At 70.5% G+C, this 16,108-nt stretch carries 17 protein-coding genes; 14 read left to right on the top strand and 3 right to left on the bottom strand.

What is annotated here, in order from left to right:
• Positions 1 to 280 precede the first annotated feature (280 nt).
• Together DJ69_RS04555 and DJ69_RS04550 are read left to right on the top strand one after the other, a co-directional pair.
• Positions 281 to 1,246 (top strand): ribose 1,5-bisphosphate isomerase, encoded by a 966-nt coding sequence (locus DJ69_RS04555; RefSeq protein WP_099254504.1) that lies wholly within the window; start codon positions 281 to 283, stop codon positions 1,244 to 1,246.
• Positions 1,243 to 2,358 carry a carbohydrate kinase family protein gene (locus DJ69_RS04550; RefSeq protein WP_099254503.1) on the top strand — a complete coding sequence of 372 codons (1,116 nt, stop codon included), beginning with the start codon at positions 1,243 to 1,245 and terminating at the stop codon, positions 2,356 to 2,358. The genes DJ69_RS04555 and DJ69_RS04550 overlap by 4 nt, the downstream gene beginning before the upstream one ends.
• A gap of 20 nt (positions 2,359 to 2,378) precedes the next feature.
• Here DJ69_RS04550 and DJ69_RS04545 read toward each other — a convergent pair whose 3' ends face one another.
• Positions 2,379 to 3,572 carry a hypothetical protein gene (locus DJ69_RS04545; protein ID WP_099254502.1) on the bottom strand — a complete coding sequence of 398 codons (1,194 nt, stop codon included), beginning with the start codon at positions 3,570 to 3,572 and terminating at the stop codon, positions 2,379 to 2,381.
• A gap of 292 nt (positions 3,573 to 3,864) precedes the next feature.
• Between DJ69_RS04545 and DJ69_RS04540 the strand changes: the two genes are divergently transcribed.
• The 3 genes from DJ69_RS04540 to DJ69_RS04530 all read left to right on the top strand — a co-directional run bounded on the left by DJ69_RS04540 (position 3,865) and on the right by DJ69_RS04530 (position 6,889).
• Positions 3,865 to 4,086: a hypothetical protein gene (locus DJ69_RS04540; RefSeq protein ID WP_099254501.1), complete on the top strand. Its 222-nt coding sequence runs from the start codon at positions 3,865 to 3,867 to the stop codon at positions 4,084 to 4,086.
• A 190-nt stretch (positions 4,087 to 4,276) separates the two neighbouring features.
• A complete protein-coding gene (locus DJ69_RS04535) occupies positions 4,277 to 5,935 on the top strand; it encodes a DUF255 domain-containing protein (protein WP_099254500.1) in 1,659 nt (552 codons plus the stop codon).
• A 147-nt stretch (positions 5,936 to 6,082) separates the two neighbouring features.
• On the top strand, positions 6,083 to 6,889 hold the full coding sequence (locus DJ69_RS04530) for a TrmB family transcriptional regulator (protein ID WP_099254499.1): 807 nt from the start codon (positions 6,083 to 6,085) through the stop codon (positions 6,887 to 6,889).
• A 30-nt stretch (positions 6,890 to 6,919) separates the two neighbouring features.
• On the opposite strand, the gene mptA is transcribed toward DJ69_RS04530, so the two are convergent.
• Positions 6,920 to 7,849, bottom strand: coding sequence for a GTP cyclohydrolase MptA (mptA, locus tag DJ69_RS04525; protein WP_099254498.1), 930 nt, complete (start codon positions 7,847 to 7,849; stop codon positions 6,920 to 6,922).
• Between the two features lie 177 nt (positions 7,850 to 8,026).
• Here mptA and DJ69_RS04520 point away from each other — a divergent pair, with 177 nt between their 5' ends.
• The 6 genes from DJ69_RS04520 (at position 8,027) to DJ69_RS04495 (ending at position 11,925) form a co-directional block, all read left to right on the top strand.
• Complete coding sequence (locus tag DJ69_RS04520) at positions 8,027 to 8,320, top strand: 50S ribosomal protein L21e (protein ID WP_004047020.1); 294 nt, start codon at positions 8,027 to 8,029, stop codon at positions 8,318 to 8,320.
• Between the two features lie 5 nt (positions 8,321 to 8,325).
• Complete coding sequence (locus DJ69_RS04515) at positions 8,326 to 8,682, top strand: RNA polymerase Rpb4 family protein (protein WP_004047019.1); 357 nt, start codon at positions 8,326 to 8,328, stop codon at positions 8,680 to 8,682.
• Between the two features lie 131 nt (positions 8,683 to 8,813).
• Positions 8,814 to 9,656 (top strand): translation initiation factor eIF-2B, encoded by an 843-nt coding sequence (locus DJ69_RS04510; protein WP_099254497.1) that lies wholly within the window; start codon positions 8,814 to 8,816, stop codon positions 9,654 to 9,656.
• Between the two features lie 125 nt (positions 9,657 to 9,781).
• Positions 9,782 to 10,747, top strand: a complete 966-nt coding sequence (locus DJ69_RS04505; protein WP_099254496.1) for a DUF7260 family protein — start codon at positions 9,782 to 9,784, stop codon at positions 10,745 to 10,747.
• Between the two features lie 39 nt (positions 10,748 to 10,786).
• On the top strand, positions 10,787 to 10,987 hold the full coding sequence (locus DJ69_RS04500) for a hypothetical protein (protein ID WP_180271720.1): 201 nt from the start codon (positions 10,787 to 10,789) through the stop codon (positions 10,985 to 10,987).
• Positions 10,984 to 11,925: a TIGR03571 family LLM class oxidoreductase gene (locus DJ69_RS04495; protein ID WP_099254495.1), complete on the top strand. Its 942-nt coding sequence runs from the start codon at positions 10,984 to 10,986 to the stop codon at positions 11,923 to 11,925. The genes DJ69_RS04500 and DJ69_RS04495 overlap by 4 nt, the downstream gene beginning before the upstream one ends.
• Positions 11,926 to 12,307: 382 nt before the next feature.
• On the opposite strand, the gene DJ69_RS04490 is transcribed toward DJ69_RS04495, so the two are convergent.
• Complete coding sequence (locus tag DJ69_RS04490; protein WP_099254494.1) at positions 12,308 to 13,381, bottom strand: aldo/keto reductase; 1,074 nt, start codon at positions 13,379 to 13,381, stop codon at positions 12,308 to 12,310.
• Positions 13,382 to 13,521: 140 nt separating this feature from the next.
• On the opposite strand from DJ69_RS04490, the gene DJ69_RS18230 reads away from it, so the two are divergent.
• The 3 genes from DJ69_RS18230 to DJ69_RS04475 all read left to right on the top strand — a co-directional run bounded on the left by DJ69_RS18230 (position 13,522) and on the right by DJ69_RS04475 (position 16,039).
• Entirely contained in the window at positions 13,522 to 13,698 is a 177-nt protein-coding gene (locus DJ69_RS18230; protein ID WP_180271719.1) for a hypothetical protein, read from the top strand.
• A 63-nt stretch (positions 13,699 to 13,761) separates the two neighbouring features.
• Positions 13,762 to 14,673, top strand: a complete 912-nt coding sequence (locus DJ69_RS04480) for an acyltransferase (RefSeq protein WP_099254492.1) — start codon at positions 13,762 to 13,764, stop codon at positions 14,671 to 14,673.
• A 73-nt stretch (positions 14,674 to 14,746) separates the two neighbouring features.
• Positions 14,747 to 16,039, top strand: coding sequence for a glucose-6-phosphate isomerase (locus tag DJ69_RS04475; RefSeq protein WP_099254491.1), 1,293 nt, complete (start codon positions 14,747 to 14,749; stop codon positions 16,037 to 16,039).
• The last annotated feature ends 69 nt before the right edge of the window (positions 16,040 to 16,108 follow it).

Here is a 16,108-nt window from a genome sequence, read left to right as displayed (position 1 = left end):
GGCGGGGACACAAATCCCCTACCCGGAGCGGCTCCATTTCCTCTGGGGAGCCTTCCACGAGCTAACGAGCGTTATCAGCGACACCAGCCAACGAATCGAGGAACGTTTCCGCGGTACTCCTCGTATTCCCGGCCGGACTGATCACGGAGCCGCGCTTCCTCGGCGAACGGAAAGAGAACGTAGACATAATTAGTTTGAAATAAAACGCCTCACCCTCTGAGTTAACGTGACCTCGCCTCCTGCCCGGTTTTATAAATACCGAGGCGGCTACTGGATCGGTATGACTGATACGGAGCCGGCGGCCCCAGTCCGGGAGACCGCCGAATCGATCGCGACGATGGAGATCCGCGGCGCGGCGACCATCGCCTCCGCGGCCGCGGAGGCGCTCGCCGAGCAGGCCGAGGCCGCGGCCGAGGAGGCGGAGAGCGACCCCGCCGCCTTCCGCGCGTCGATGCGCGGCGCGGGGCGGACGCTCCGCGAGACCCGCCCGACCGCCGTGTCGCTACCGAACGCCCTCCGCTACGTCCTCCAGCGGATGGAGGGGGACACCGTCGACGAACTGCGCCGCAGCGTCGTGGGCGCGGCGGACGCGTTCGTCCGCCAGCTCGACCGCGCGCAGGACGACCTCGGGCAGGTCGGGGCGAACCGCCTCGCCGACGGCGACACGGTGATGACGCACTGCCACTCGACTGACGCGCTCGCCTGCATCGAGGCCGCCGTCGATCAGGGGAAGTCGATCTCGGCGGTCGTCAAGGAGACGCGCCCGCGCCAGCAGGGCCACATCACCGCCGAACAGCTCCGCGACGCCGGCGTCCCGGTCACCCTGATCGTCGACTCCGCGGCGCGGCGGTACCTCGACGAGGTCGACCACGTCCTCGTCGGCGCCGATTCGATCGCCGCGGACGGCGGGGTGATCAACAAGATCGGCACGTCGGGGCTCGCGGTCAACGCCCGCGAGCGCGGGGTCCCGATCATGACTGCCGCCCAGACGATCAAGCTCCATCCGGAGACGCTGACGGGCCACACCGTCGAGATCGAGATGCGCGACGAGGAGGAGGTGATCGGCTCCGAGGCCCGCGAGGAGATCGGCGAGATCGAGGTCGAAAATCCGGCGTTCGACGTGACCCCGCCGCGGTACATGGACGCCATCGTCACCGAGCAGGGGCAGTTCCCGCCCGAGAGCATCGTGACGTTGATGCGGGAGCTGTTCGGCGAGGGCGCCGCCGAGCCGTGGGCCGAACCATGAGCAGGGACGGCTCGGAGCGCGACGGCACCGACGACTGGGAGGAGGAGGTCGCGGAGTGGGACGAGGAGGTCTCCGAGTGGGAAGAGGGCGACGGCGCGACCGCGGACGGCGACGACCACGTCGACGACGACCCGGACCTCGACCCCGACTCCGCCGACCGCGTCCCGAAGGTGGTCTCGGCCGGCCACATCAACTGGGACGTGACGATCCACGTCGAGCAGCTCCCGGAGCCGGACGGCGAGACCCGGATCGACCTGCTCGAACAGTCCGGGGGCGGCAGCGCCGCGAACGTGGCGGTCGGGCTCGTCGGCCTCGGCGGTCAGTCGGTCGTCTACGGGAGTGTCGGCGGCGACGAGTCGGGCGCGCTGGCGCTCCGCGAGCTGGCGAGCGCCGGGGTCGACCCGGGGCAGGTCCTCGTCGACGCGGACGCCCCGACCTCGGTGAAGTACGCGATCGTCGACGGGAGCGGGGAGCTGCTAATGTTGGCGAACGACGGCGCCAACGAGTCGTTCACCGCGGCCGAGCTCGACCGCGACACGCTCGCTGCGGCCGACCACCTCCACCTCACCGGACAGCAGCCGGGGACCGCGGCCGCCCTCGCGACCGCCGCGGCCGAGGCCGGAACGACGCGGAGCTTCGATCCGGGTCGCCGGCTCGGCGACCGCGAGTTCGAAGCCGCGCTCCACGCCACCGACCTGCTCTTCCTCAACGCCCCGGAGGCCGACGCGCTCGCCGACTCGACCGACATCGACCCGTGGGAGCCCGACGACCGCGTCGTCGCGATCAAGCTCGGCGAGGAGGGCGCGACGATCCGGACGCCCCACGGCGACGTGTCGCATCCGGGGTTCGACATCGACGCGGTCGACACCGTCGGCGCCGGCGACGCGTTCGCGGCCGGCTTCCTCGGGGCGGCCCTCAGAGACCCGGACATCACCGGCGACGGATTCTCGCACGACCCCCGCGACTACCAGGTGCCGCTGCTCGTCGGTAACGCCTGCGGCGCGATCGCGACCGAGACGGTGACCGCCCGCGCCGACCTCTCGTGGGACCGCGTTCGCTCGATGATGGGCGAGTCGCCCGAGTCGGACCTGCTGATCGAGGTCCGGGTCTGAAACGACCGGCCCAGAGCGCGCTATCCGACGTAGTCGAACGCGACAGCGATGTCGGCGGCGCCGAAGAAGACGAACCGGTAGCGCCCCGGCTGCAGGTCGGGACAGACTCGTAACCCCTCGGGCTGGTTCTCGTCGGCGACGAGCCCCGACTCGGTCATCGTGAACTCCCACGCGACGGTCTCACCCGGAGGGTGTGAGATCGCCTCGTCGGTGTAGTCGAAGCGGGCGTCCTCCGCGCCGCGCACGTCCTCCCAGCCGGCCTCTGTGAACGCCTCGACGTTGTACTTCCCGTGGTTGCCGACGGACACCGGTCGGCTCGAGACGTTGGTCAGTTCGATGCGCACGTCGTCGCCGCGCTCGAACGTCAGCGCCTCCGCGCGATCCCCTCCGTCGTACGCGGGATTCACGACGCGGAGCGCGAGCGCGCTCCCCCCGTCCTCGCCGGCGCCGCCGCCGGCCCCCCACGAGACCCCGTCGGCGTAGGCGGACGGGTGACGCCCGAACGACGCGTCCTCGCAGTCGAGCGGGGCGGGCACGGTGTGGGGATCACTCTCGGGCCGGACGAACCCGTCGAGCCGGGCGGGGTCGCGGACCCCCTCGTCGCCGGTCAGCTCCGCGGTCTCGCCCCAGCCGTCCGTCACCGACAGCCGGAGCGACTCCGGACGCGGGTCGGCCGTGACGCGGAGCAGCGCGCCGGAGAAGGTGATCGCCTCGCCGCAGGCCTCGTCGTCCCCGGCGGTGTTCTCGACCGTCGCGCTCGCGCTGAGCGTTCCCGCTTCGACGTCGACCTCGTCGAACGCGATCCGGTTGTGACAGGTGGTCGGTCCGACCGACTCGACGTACGCGAGCACCGACTCGTCGAAATCGGTCGCCGCGACGAACTCACCCACCTCCGCCGGGACGTCGTCGAACAGCCACCAGCTTTCGTCCTCTTCGGTGAAGAGCACACAGAAACCGCGGCGCGACTCGCGGTTCCACGCGGGGCCGGAGAGCGCGACGCCAACCTGCTGGACCGCCGTGTCGGTGACGACGGAGCCGCCGTCGTCCCCGTCGTCTCCGTCCCCGCCATCGCCGGTCCCGTCCTCGCCGTCCCCGTCGCTCCCGTCGTCGCCATCGCCCGCACCTGGATCGGTGCCGTCGGTGCAGCCGGCGAGGGCAGCGACGCCTCCGGATCCGATACCGTATATCGCCGTTCGGCGCGTGAGTTCGGTCATGACGGGCGCTGCTACGACGGCTCCCCATAAGGGCTTCCCGTAGGCACAAAGGCCTCTCTGTGTTACGCCGGCGTCGCGAGCGATCCCCGACTCCCTTCCCCCTATCGCCGCCGATCGAACCGCCTTATCGACGATCGTCGTCAACACGCTGGAAAAGTGTGAGAGAGCTCGATGAAGAGTTAGACCGATCCTGAGCGCGTTTTGAAACGTCGTCGAGCGCCGAGAAACGTGGTGAAATCGTGCGAACCCTCTGCGGGCTATATGTGGCTACCGACGGTGGGTAGTAGTGTCCATGTCCATCCCCGCACCCACGCGCCTCGCCTCCGGCCGGCAAGTCGCCGGACTGATGACCGGAACGATGAAGGCCGCCGCCTTCTGGGCGGCGATCGCCATCCCGGCCACGTACCCCGCCCTCCTGTACTCGGGGCTCGACGGCACCACCGGACAGCTGTTCGTCGGCCTGCTGTTCGCGAACGCCCTCGCGCTGGCGCTCGGCCACGACTACAAGCGCTGAGGCCGACGCGCCCGCCGAATCGCATCGCCACGACGACCGATCGGCTCCCTCCGACGACCCGCCCTCCCTTCGCCCTCTGGCCGTCTCACGCTGTGCCGCCTTCGCGCCGCTCACCGGCTCTCCGCTCATTGGCCGACCGCCGGCGCACCGGTCTCGAAGCGCTTACCCACCGCGCGGTCCGACTGTCGGTATGACCGACGAGACGCACGTCGAGTGGCGAGGGTGGGGGGAAGCGGCCTTCGCCGAGGCCGACAGGCGGGACTCCCCGGTCCTCCTCTCGCTGTCCGCCACGTGGTGTGAGGGCTGTCACGAGATGGACGCGATCACCTACGCGGAGCCCCGAATCGCCGCCAACATCAACGAGGGGTTCGTCCCGGTCCGCGTCGACGTGGACCGCCACCCCCGGGTGCGCGAGCGGTACAACATGGGCGGGTTCCCGACGACCGCCTTCCTCACTCCCGAGGGAGAGCTGCTCACCGGCGCGGGCTACCTCGACGTGGACGGGATGCGGCAGGTGCTCGAGTCGGTCCGGCAGATGTGGGCCGACAAGGGCCGGGACGCGGGGCGGATCCCGCGCGCGCTCGACGCCGACCTCCCGCCGAGCGGGGAGGTGACGGACGCGATCGAGAGCCACCTCGCCGGCCAGATCGAAGTGAAGTACGACGAGGAGTACGCCGGATGGGGATCGGACGCGAAGTTCCCCCTCCCGCGGACGGTCGAGTTCGCGCTGAAGCGCGACCGCGACCGCGCCCTCCGGACGCTCGACGCGGTGCGCGACCACCTCGCCGACGACGTGGCCGGAGGGTTCTTCCGGTTCGCGGGGACGCCCGACTGGGGCGACGTGGCCTACGAGAAGCCGATCGACACGAACGCGGCCGTCACCCGGGCGTTCGCGAACGCCTACCTCTACACGGGCGACGAGATGTACCTCGCTCCCGCGACCGACGCGGTCGAGTTCCTCACCGACGACCTCTGGACCGGTTACGGCGTCGGCGGGAGCGTCGGCCCGGGGCTCGGTCGCGCCTACTACGCGGCCGCCGCCGCCGATCGCGAGGAGCTGGACTCACCGCGCCGGGACCTGACCGTCTTCGCGGGCGGGAACGCGCTCGCGGCCGACGCGCTGCTCGCGGTCGCCGCCTACACCGACGACGAGCGCGCCCGCGAGTACGCCGAGCGAATCCTCGGCGGGCTCGAACGCGACCTGATCGACGTCGAGAGCGGAGCGGTGACCCACTACCGCGGGAGCGACGAGGTGGGCGAGGCGGACCTCCTCGCCGACGCCGCCCGCGTCGTGAGCGCGTACACCCGCGCCGCGGGCGTGCTCGGCGAGGGCGCCGCCGTCGCCCGGGCGGTCGCGGACAGAGCGATCGACCGGCTGCACGTCGACGGCTCCTTCGTCGACGGGCCGCGGTCGGGCGCGGGCCTGCTCGACCGCCCGTTCCGCCCGCTCGACGGCAACGTGGAGATGGCGACCGCCCTGCTCGATCTGGCGGCGCTGACGGGCGAGGAGCGCTACGAGGCGGTCGCCCGCGAGACGGCCGAGTCGTTCGCCGGCGCGACCGAGCGACTGAGCGTGCAGGTCGCCGGGTACGGCAGCCTCGCGGGGCGGCTCCTCCGCGGGACCACCGTCGTCGCGGTCGGCGACGAGCCCGGCAGCGACCTCCACCGCGCCGCGTGGCGGGTCGCGGACCACGAGAAGGTCGTCGTCCCGAACGCCCACCGGTCGGACGCGCCCGCACCGCGGTCGGTACCCGCGGGCTCGGCGGTCGTGCTCGCCGGAGACGGCGCCTCCGAACCCGCGAAAACACCGGACGAGTTGATGACGCGGGTCGCCGAGACGATCGAGTAGCGATCCGGCCCCGCGATTCGTCTCGCAGCGGGCGCGTTTTTGTTCGGTATCTGCGTCGGATCCAGCTGAGAGGAGTTACACCGAGGACCACCGGCACACCGTGTAAACCGGCGACGTGTTTATACGGATCCCGACGGATGAGTCGGTATGGCATCTCTCCGCGATCTGGGGCTTTCCGAGTACGAGGCCCGCGCGTATCGGGCGCTCCTGCGCACCGGGTCGACGACGGCGAAGGACCTCTCGCGGGCCAGCGAGGTCCCGATGGGTCGGGTGTACGACGTGCTCAACAGCTTGGAACAGCACAGCCTGGTCCGGAGTCAGGCCGCCAGCCGCCCGAAGAAGTACGCGGCGGTGGAGCCGGACGCCGCGCTCGACCGGCTGTTAGAGGAGAAGAAGCAGGAGCTGGAGACGCAGGCCGAGCAGTACGAGGCGGTCGTCGACGACCTCTCGACGGAGCTCGACGCCGGCGAGCCCGTCGACGGGCAGTTCTGGACCGCGGCCGTCGGCGCGGAGGACGCCACGGACCTCCTCTTAGAGCGGATCGCGGCCGCCGAGCGCCGGATGGTCGTCGTCGCCGGCGCCCCCGCGACCGGCTTCGATCTCGGGACGGTCGGCGAGCGGGTCACCGACGAGCTGGAGGCGGCGCTGGACCGCGGGGTCGAGATTCGCGTGTTGCTGTCGCCGGAGACGGTGGACGCGCTCCCGCGGAGCGTCGGTCGGCGGTACACCGCGGACCTCTCCGACATGGCCGGGTTCGAGGTGCGCACGACCGCCGGCGTCGACGGGACCTTCTCCGTCTTCGACGGGATCGAGGTGTGCATCGAGGTGCCGCACCCGCTCTCCGGCGACGAGCCGTTCGCGATGATCGACGTGAAGGACGCGGAGTTCGCGGCGAGCGTGAAAGACCAGTTCGAGCCGCAGTGGGCGGAGGCGGAGCCGCTGACGTTCGGGTGAGCCGGTGACACCCGACGGCTGACGCGCCGATCAGGCCGCGTCGAGTTCGTCTCGCAGGTCGCCCATCGTCACTTCCCGCTCGGCGTGGGCGTTGTGCTGGTGGATCGACTCGTCGTTCGACTGTCGCATGTGGATCACGGCGTCGTCGGAGAGGTGGTCGAACTCGGCGACGGTGCCCTCGGCGAGCGCGCGGACGCAGTCCTCGACGAACTTCGCGTCGGCGTGGGCCTCGTAGGTCATGTGGTCCTCGTCCGGCCGCTTCGCCATGTTGTAGATCCGGGCGCTCATCGAGTCGCGAGCGATGTCGATCACGTCCCTGAGGTCGACTTCCGGGTGCCCGTCGGTCGTGATCGTCAGCGTCGCGTGGCCGCGCTGGGAGTGCCCCGGCTGCGGGACGGCCTCCAGGAACTCCTCGGTCGTCTCCTCGTCGACGCCGAGGTCGGCGAGCTTGTCGCGGGCGCGGGACTCGCTCATCCCCTGCGAGCAGGGACAGACGGTCATCCCGGTGACCTCGGCGCCGATCTCCTCGCGGGTCCCCTCCTCGGTCGCGGTGGCGCTGGCGACGATCGTCGCCGTGCTCTGCGTCTCGATCCCGGACGCGGGCGTGTCCTCGCGGGTGACGAGCTCCGCCGACATCGACACCTCGGCGGTGGTGGTGTAGTCGTGCTTTTCGAGGAGCCGCTCGGCGGCGTCGCCGCACACCTCCTCGACGCGGTACGCCTCCTCGCGGGTGATCTCCTCGAGGATCTCGTCGATCGTCGCGAGGTTCCGCGACATGTCGATCCCCTTGCGGCCGCTCGGGAGGTCGACGAAAACCTCGAACTCCGCCATGAGGACGATGGGGCGCATCTCTCCCCGGGCGAGCTTGACGAGCTTCTCGACGCCGGTGACGCCGACCTGCGAGAGCCCGACGGAGACGTCGGGTGCCGACGCCTGGACGTCCGGCAGCTGGTGACTCATTACACGAACGGAAGAGAGTCACGGGATTAGCCCTTTCGGAAGGGGGAGTCGTGTGGGGTAGTCTCGGCCGCCGGTTACGACCGGAACAACAGCTCCCGGAAGACCGTGGTATCGGCTCCCGTTCGAGGGCCGTAACGCACCATTTATAACCGCGGCAGCGGAAGAACGCCCAAGACCATGCCGAGTTCCAATGGGCCCCAGAAGGCGACCCGCGACAAGCTCTCGAACAAACCCCGTGACCGCGGCACGTCGCCGCCGCAGCGAGCGATCCAGGAGTTCGACGAGGGGTCGCAGGTCCACCTCAAGATCGACCCGAGCGTCCAGAAGGGCCGCTTCCACCCGCGCTTCGACGGCCGCACCGGTACGGTGGTCGGCAAGCAGGGCGCCGCGTTCAAAGTCGAGATCCCGGACGGCGGCAAGACGAAGACGCTCATCGTCGCCGCCGCCCACATGAGCGCACAGCAGAACTGACCGAGATGACGATATTCAAAGAGAAGCTCGACGAGGAGTACGTCACCACCTCCGAGGCGAAGGAGATCCTCGTGGATATCGAGGCGGAGCGCGCGGACGACGAGGACCGCGACCTGCGCTACGAGCTCGCCCGCGCGATCGAGCACGTCAACCGCTTCGCCCACCTCGACGCCGAGGAGTCCAGAGAGCTGGTCGAGGAGCTGACCGAGCTCGATCAGATCGACGTGCCGACCGCGGTGAAGATCGCTGACCTCCTTCCCGAGGACCGCACCGAGCTGCGCTCGGTGTTCGCTCAGGAGCGCTACTCGCTCGACGGCGACGAGCTCGACGACGTGCTCAACGTCGTCGCGAAGTACGCCTGACGCGGCGGTAATCGGCTTTTCCGTGCGGCCCGTTTTCGCGATACGCCCGTAGCTTGGCCGATCGGGATGGCGCGTTCGCCGTCCGGCGAGACCCCGGAACCCCTTTGCATCGGGGCGACGACCCTTACGATATGATCGACGAGACGGTCGCCGAGATCCGGGCAATGCGGACCCACAGCACGTCGGCGGTGGCCGTGAAGGCGACGCGGTCGCTCGCAGATCTCCTCGACCGCGAGTACGTGACGGTCGACGAGTTCGAGCGCGACCTCGAACACAACGCGGGGGTGTTGCGGCGGTCGAACCCCTCCCACGCCGCGCTCCACAACGCGATGCGCGAGGTCGAGCGCTCGATCGTTGGCGAGGCGACGAGCGTCGAGGGCGGCAAACAGCGGCTCGAAGAGACCATCCACCGCGTCGTCGAGGACATCGAGACGGCGAAGGGGGAGGCCGCCGCCAACGCGGCCGAGCACATCGAGGACGGCGACACCCTGCTGGTCCACGACTACTCGACGACGGTGCTGGAGTCGATCGAGGCCGCGGCCCGCGACGGCGCCCACCTGACGGTGTACGTCACGGAGGCGCGCCCGCGCACCCTCGGCCGGAAGACGGCCCGCGTGCTCGCCGGCATCGCGCGGGTCGACACCCGAATGGTGGTCGACAGCGCGATGGGGTACGCCCTCCGCGACTGCGACCGCGTCCTCCTCGGGATCACGTGTATGACCGGCGGGACGTACTACAACCGCATCGGGACGTTCCCGCTCGTCGTCACCGCCCACGAGCTCGGCGTGCCGGTGACCGCGGTCGGCTCCGGCGCGAAGCGGATCGAGGAGTTCCGGTTCGAAAACGAGTTCCGCGACGCCGTCGAGGTGATGCGCGAGCCCGTCGAGGACGTGACCATCGAGAACCCGAGCTACGACGCGACCCCGATCGGGATGATCGACACCGTGATCACCGACGACGGCGTCGTGGAGTAGCCGGATCGCCGACGACCCCGCCGCCGTCACCGAGACGGTCGTGATCCCCCGGCTCCGGGAATCGCCGTGTCGGGGACCGAGGCCCGCCATAAGCGCTTTGTACGTGTGACGTGTTAGCGTATACAATGAGCGTGAGACACGGAGCGGCGGGGGTCTTTCGGGTTCAGGGCACGGATCCGGCGACTGCGGAGTGTTCGACCCTCTCCTGTGACCTCGCCGCGATCGCGACCGATCCCGGCGTCGTCACCGCGCTGGTCGTCGCGGGCGTCGTCGCGTTCGCCGCCCTGGCGTACGTCCGCGACGCCAAGGCCGAGTGCCGCGGCGAGCGGCGGCGGGTCCTCGACGAGCGCGCCGCCTTCGAGGAGTTCGCGGACCGCGTCTCCGGGCTCGACCCCGCGCCCGCCTCGTCGACCGCCACGTCGTTCGACGGGCCCACGGCCGCGGTCCGCACGGTCCCCGCGGCCGACGGGCGGGGCGGGACCGACGACATCAGGCTCCGGCGCGTGCTCGCGGCGTACCGGGACACCGTGATGTCGCTGCCTCACTACAGAGAGGAGTACGACGAGACGATCCCCGAGAGCCTCGCCGCCGAGTTGGGGCCGGACACGGCCACCGCGCTGGCCTCCAACGGCACGCTCTCGTCCGGGGCGCAGTCGGCGCTGGTGCGGCGCAGCCGGCAGGCGGCCGACGCCCGGTCGTCGCTGGCGGACGCGATCGACGCGGAGATCGACGCGCTGTCCCGGTACGAGACCGACCTGAATCGCGTCGATCGGCGCCGCCGCCGGCTCCTCGAACACCTCGACAGCGTGGAGGGGGACCGGACGGACGCCGCGATCGACATCTGGCACCGCCTCGACGAACTCGAGGCCGACTGCAACGAGGCGGCCGGCGAGCGCCAACGCGACCTCGACGACCCGCCGATGGCCGTCGACGCCACGGGCGGAGGGGCGGATCACCAGTCCTTCCACGAGTACCTGTACGGGCCGACCGACGGGCCGCGGTACCCCGTGTTGGCCCAGATCGCAGAGCTCGCCGAGCGGATCCGGACCGATCGCGAACGCGTCGGGAGCCGGGTCGCCCGCAGCGACTGAGTCCCCCGCTTTCATCCCGCACCCACGCGTGGCGACGCCATGAGCAGGAGCTGGCCGTTCGCGTGGAGGCTCGCCGCGGTGACGTTCGGCGGCGGGCAGCTCGCGTCGTCAGGGGACCCGGCCACGTTCGCCGCCGGCGGGACCGTCGCGGTTGAGGCGGGCATCGTCGCCGGGCTCGCGCAGCGACCGGAACAGCGATCGCAGCAGCGATACGGCACCGGCGAGGAGATGAACCAATGACCGACTCCGACGCGACGGAGCGCCCCGCCCACGCGAACGCCGGCTTCCGACGGCTGTTCGGCGACGACGAACTGACGTTCGGGCTCGGATTTCCGCTAACCGGCACGCGGCGCGAAACCCCTGATCCCGCGGCGGAGGCTCGGCTCGCGGAGCGCGCCGAGGCCCTCGGGTTCGACGGGCTCTGGGCGCGGGACGTGCCGACCTACTGGCCGCGGTTCGGCGACGCCGGCGGGGCGTTCGACCCGTGGACGCTGCTCTCGCACGTGGCCGCGCGGACGGACGAGGTCGCGCTGGGGACGTCGAGCGTCGTCCTCCCGCTCCGACACCCGATCCACCTCGCGAAATCGGCCGCGAGCGTCGACCGACTCTCGGACGGGCGAGTCGTGCTTGGGGTCGCCTCCGGGGACCGCGATCCCGAGTACTCGGCGTTCGGCGTCGACCTCGAGCGACGGGGCGAGATGGTCCGCGACCGGATCGCGGCGATGCGCGCGTGCTGGCGCGAGACGTTCCCGGAGATCGACGGCGAGTGGGGCGCTCTCGACGGCGACCTCGACGTGCTCCCGAAGCCGACAACGGAGACGCTCCCGGTGTTGCCCACGGGCAACGCGCGACAGTCGACCGAGTGGATCGCCGACCACGGCGACGGCTGGCTGTTCTACCACCTCCCGGACGAGACGCTCCGGAGCTACGTCGCGGAGTGGCGCGAGCTGGCGGGCGAGAAACCGTTCGCCATCGCCGTGGGCGTCGAGTTCGCCGACGACCCGAGCGCGGAGCCGGACCACCTCCACCTCGGCTATCGCGCCGGGGCCGAGTGGTTCCGAGAGTACTTCCGCCGGCTCGACGAGATCGGGGTCGATCACGTCATCGTCGGCCTGCGCGGCGACGACCCGGAGGCGGCGATGGAGACGTTCGCGGACGAGGTCGTCGCGGCGTTGTGACCTCGGCCCCGGTGAGCCGGGGCGGCCAGAGCCGCTCCATCGCGGGAGGTTTATACCCGACGACGGCCACGCTGCAGACGGTGGCCATGACGACGTGTTACCCCCACTGAGCCCCTTGTGATGAGGGTTTTCCACCGAGCCACCACTTCGAAACCGCGAGCGACAGCGCTCCCTCGCGAGGCTGCGGCGGGACGCCGGTCGCGCCGTGAGCGCGTCCTCGGGAACGCCGTGGAGCGTAATGACGACGACGAGTGATGCCACCAACAAGCGATGGCACCGACGGGCCGTGGTGACGAGTGTCAGGCCACGGTGAAAGTGAAAACTGTGCGCACCGAGGGCGCTTCGTCGTGCGATCTCGACGAGAAACAGGCGGGTCGGCCGTTCAGTACGACGCGGCGCGCTTGTCGAGGCCGGCGGCCTCGATATCCTCGCCGTCGACGGAGGTCCGGAGCACGTCCATTCCGTCGTCGCGGTCGATGTCGAAGTTGCGCGCGTACAGCTCGTCGACCCGGTCGTACTCGGCGTCGGAGAGGGGCGGCACCTCGCTCGCCGCGCTCCACTCCGCGATGTCGTCGCTGTCGCGGAACGTCGGCGTCACGGAGGCGACCTCGTCGTGCGCGAGGAGCCAGCGGATCGCGGCCTGCGACATCGTGCGCGTCCCGTCGGCGTGGTCGGGGTCTTCGAGGAAGCGGATCGCCTCCACCTTCTCCCAGCCCGTCTCGTACCACTCCTTCGGGCGGTGCGAGCGGTGGTCGCCGTCCTCAAGCACCGTGTCGGGCGTCACCTGCTCGTTGAGCAGGCCGGAGGAGTGCGGGACGCGGGCGATCACCGAGGTGTCGGAGTCGGAGTCGCGGATCGCGTCCACGAAGTGGCGGCCCGGCTGTTGCTCGAACAGGTTGAAGACGGTCTGGACCGCGTCGAACTCCTCGTACTCGATCGCGGCGTCGCCCTCGGCGAGCCAGCCGATGGAGGGGCCGAGCGCCCAGCCGAGCGCGCGGACGCGCCCCGACTCCTTCCACTCGCGGAGGAGGTCCCGGACTTCGGGGGTAACGTCGTCGACGTTGGCGTTGTGGAGCTGGAGCAGGTCGACGTGGTCCGTGTCGAGGCGGTCGAGCGAGCGCTCGAACGCGGTCTCCAAGTACTCGCGGTCGAGCTCCTTCGGGAGCTCGCCGTGACCCGCCTGCGGGTTGTTGTAGAAGTCGTAGCCGATCTTCGTCGCGAGCGTTACCTCGTCGCGGCGACCGTCGATCGCCTTCCCGATGATCTCCTCGCTGTCGCCGTGGCCGTACACGTCGCCGGTGTCGACGTAGGTGACGCCCGCGTCGAGCGCGTCCTCGACCATCCCGACCGCCTGTTCGTCCGAGCGGTCGCCCCACCAGTCGGTGCCGACGACCCACGCGCCGAAGCCGATCTCCGAGACCTCGACGCCCGAGTTTCCGAGTTCGCGCCGTTGCATACACGGCGGTTGGCGGTCGGGACACTTATCGGGCGCGGTCGATCTCGCATCGATGGAAACCGACGCGGTCGTGGCGGTGACCGTCCCCCCTCCACGCCACGTCGTTGGATATTACGTCGTTCGTCTGCAATCGGGCGGCCATGGACGACGCCCTCCGTCGCCGACTCGACGCCGTCGTCGTACTGCTCGTCGTCATCGCGGCCGTCTCGGTCGCCGCGCTGCTGCTCGCGTTCGGTACGGCCGGGGCCGCCGCGATCGTCGCGATCGCCTTCGCGGTCGCCTTCGGCGGCCTGTTCGTCGACGCCGAGCTGTACTGACCGGATCGGGCGCCGCGTTCGCACAACCGAATCCCTTTGAGTGATGGCGCCGAAAGTGCGACGATGACAAAGCGACACGTCTCCCTCCCCGACGGTGCGGAGGCCGGGGTCCGAGGGTTCATCGACGAGGTGGACGAGCGCCTCTCCTCGGCGGAGGACACCTGCGAGGTCGTCCGGGACACGCTGATCGATCTCCACGGCGACCGCGAGCGCTGGGAGGCGTGGCAGAACGGCGAGTCGGTGTCGAAAGCCGAACGCGTGCGCCTGCAGGGGTACGACCCCTGTAACGCCACGCTGGAGTCGGAGTACTACGCCGAGAAGGACGAGGACCGGTTCCAGCGCTCGAAACACCTCCAGTGGCTCTGGCGCCAGTTCGACGCCACGCCGATGGCCGACAACGTCGAGTTCGCGCTCCGCTTCCGCCAGATGCTCGGGAACCACCTGTTCGCCGAGTGCGGCGACAACTGTCGCTTCTTCAAAGGGATCTCGGTCACCTACGGCCACAACATCGAGATCGGCGACAACGTCGTGATCCACGACGACGTGCACCTCGACGACCGCGGGCAGCTGACGATCGGCGACCGCGCGTCGATCTCCGACGGCGTCCACCTCTACAGCCACGACCACGACCTCGTCGACCAGACCGAGGTCAGGAACTTCCACACGATCGTCGAGGACGACGCCCGCGTCACCTACGACGCAATGGTCCGGGCGGGGTGCCGGATCGGCGAGAACAGCGTCGTCGGCTCGCGCTCGGTCGTGCAGGGCGACGTGCCCGACCACCACGTCGTCGTCGGCTCCCCCGCCCGGAGCGTCCGCGTGAAGCCCGGCTGGGAGGACGCCGCCGACGAACTGGAGGACGGGCGGCTCCCCGACCGGCAGGACGAACGCGAGATCGAGTACGAACTCCCCGACGATCTCGACCAGTTCGACGAGTTCCAGCGCGACCTCCGACCGCCGAATCCGCCGCAGTGAGTCGGCGGGGGTTCGCGGCGTCGCCCCCGAGACGGAGACCCATTCTTAAGTCCCGGTCGCACCCACGTCCGGTATGCACGTCGACCTCGGCAACGCCTTAGAGACGACACCGGGAGTGACGGAGGAAACGTTAACGCGGCTCGACTCGCGGGTGGCGGACGCCCACGAGCGGATCACCGCGGGCATGGCCGACGACGAGTTCGGCTACGCCGCACTGAACCTGCCGGAAACGACCGACCCGGACGCGATCCGCGCGGCGACCGACCGGTTCGACCGCCCCGAGGCGGTCCTGACGGTCGGGATCGGCGGGAGCGCGCTCGGCGCGGCGACGCTCGCGGACGCCCTCGAAAGCGACGTGGACGCGTACTTCCTCGACAACGTCGACCCGGACGCGGTCGCGTCGCTCCTCGACGACCTCCCCCTCGACGAGACCGTCGTCAACGTCGTCTCGAAGTCCGGGACGACCGCGGAGACGCTCGCGAACTTCCTCGTCGTCCGCGAGGCGATGGAGGCGGCGGGCGTCGACTGGACCGAGCGCACCCTCGTCACGACCGGCGAGGAGGGGAACCTCCGCGCGCTCGCCGACGCCCACGACCTCCCGGCGCTCGACGTGCCCGACGGGGTCCCGGGGCGGTTCTCGGCGCTCTCGACGGTCGGGCTCGCGGTGCCGGCGCTGCAGGGCCACGACATCGAAGCGGTCCTCGCCGGCGGGCGCGACGGGATGGAGAGTCTGTCGGCGTCGCTGTTCGAGACGCCCGCCTACGCCTACGGCGCGGCGACGTACGCGCTCGCCGAGCGCGGCGCGCTCACCAACGCCGTGATGCCGTACGCGGAGTCGCTGGAGACGTTCGCCGAGTGGTTCGCGCAGCTGTGGGCGGAGAGCCTCGGCAAGGACGGGCTCGGACAGACCCCGGCGCGCGCGCTCGGCGCCACCGATCAGCACTCGCAGCTTCAGCTGTACCGCGCCGGCCCGCCGGATAAGCTCGTCTCGCTGATCCGGCCGACCGAACGCGCCGAGACCGGAATCCCGGAGACCGACCTCGACGGGCTGGCGTACCTCGGCGGCTCGTCGCTCGGCGACCTGCTCGACGCCGAGTTCGAGGCGACCGAGGCGAGCCTCGCGGCCGCCGACGTGCCGAACCTCCGCGTCGAGATCGACCGCGTCGGCGAGCGGGAGCTCGGCGAGCTCCTCTACGAGATGGAGGCCGCCTGCGTGCTGTACGGCGAGCTCGCGAGCGTCTCGACGTTCACCCAGCCCGCGGTCGAGTGGGGGAAGAAGGCGGCCCGCGGGCTGCTCGGCGGCGGGGACTTCCCCGAGGCCGACGCCGTGGCCGACAAGCGCGAACTGCGGATCGACGGCTCCTGAGCCGGCGCGCAGGGCGGCGGTGCGGCGCCCGGTCGCGGACCGTTTCCTTCCGGTGCCGATAAACCGCCG

Source organism: Halorubrum persicum (assembly GCF_002727125.1).
Classification (GTDB): Archaea; Halobacteriota; Halobacteria; order Halobacteriales; family Haloferacaceae; genus Halorubrum; species Halorubrum persicum.
The sequence above is the reverse complement of the archived record's forward strand: the minus strand, read 5'-3'. Positions and strand labels throughout refer to the sequence as shown.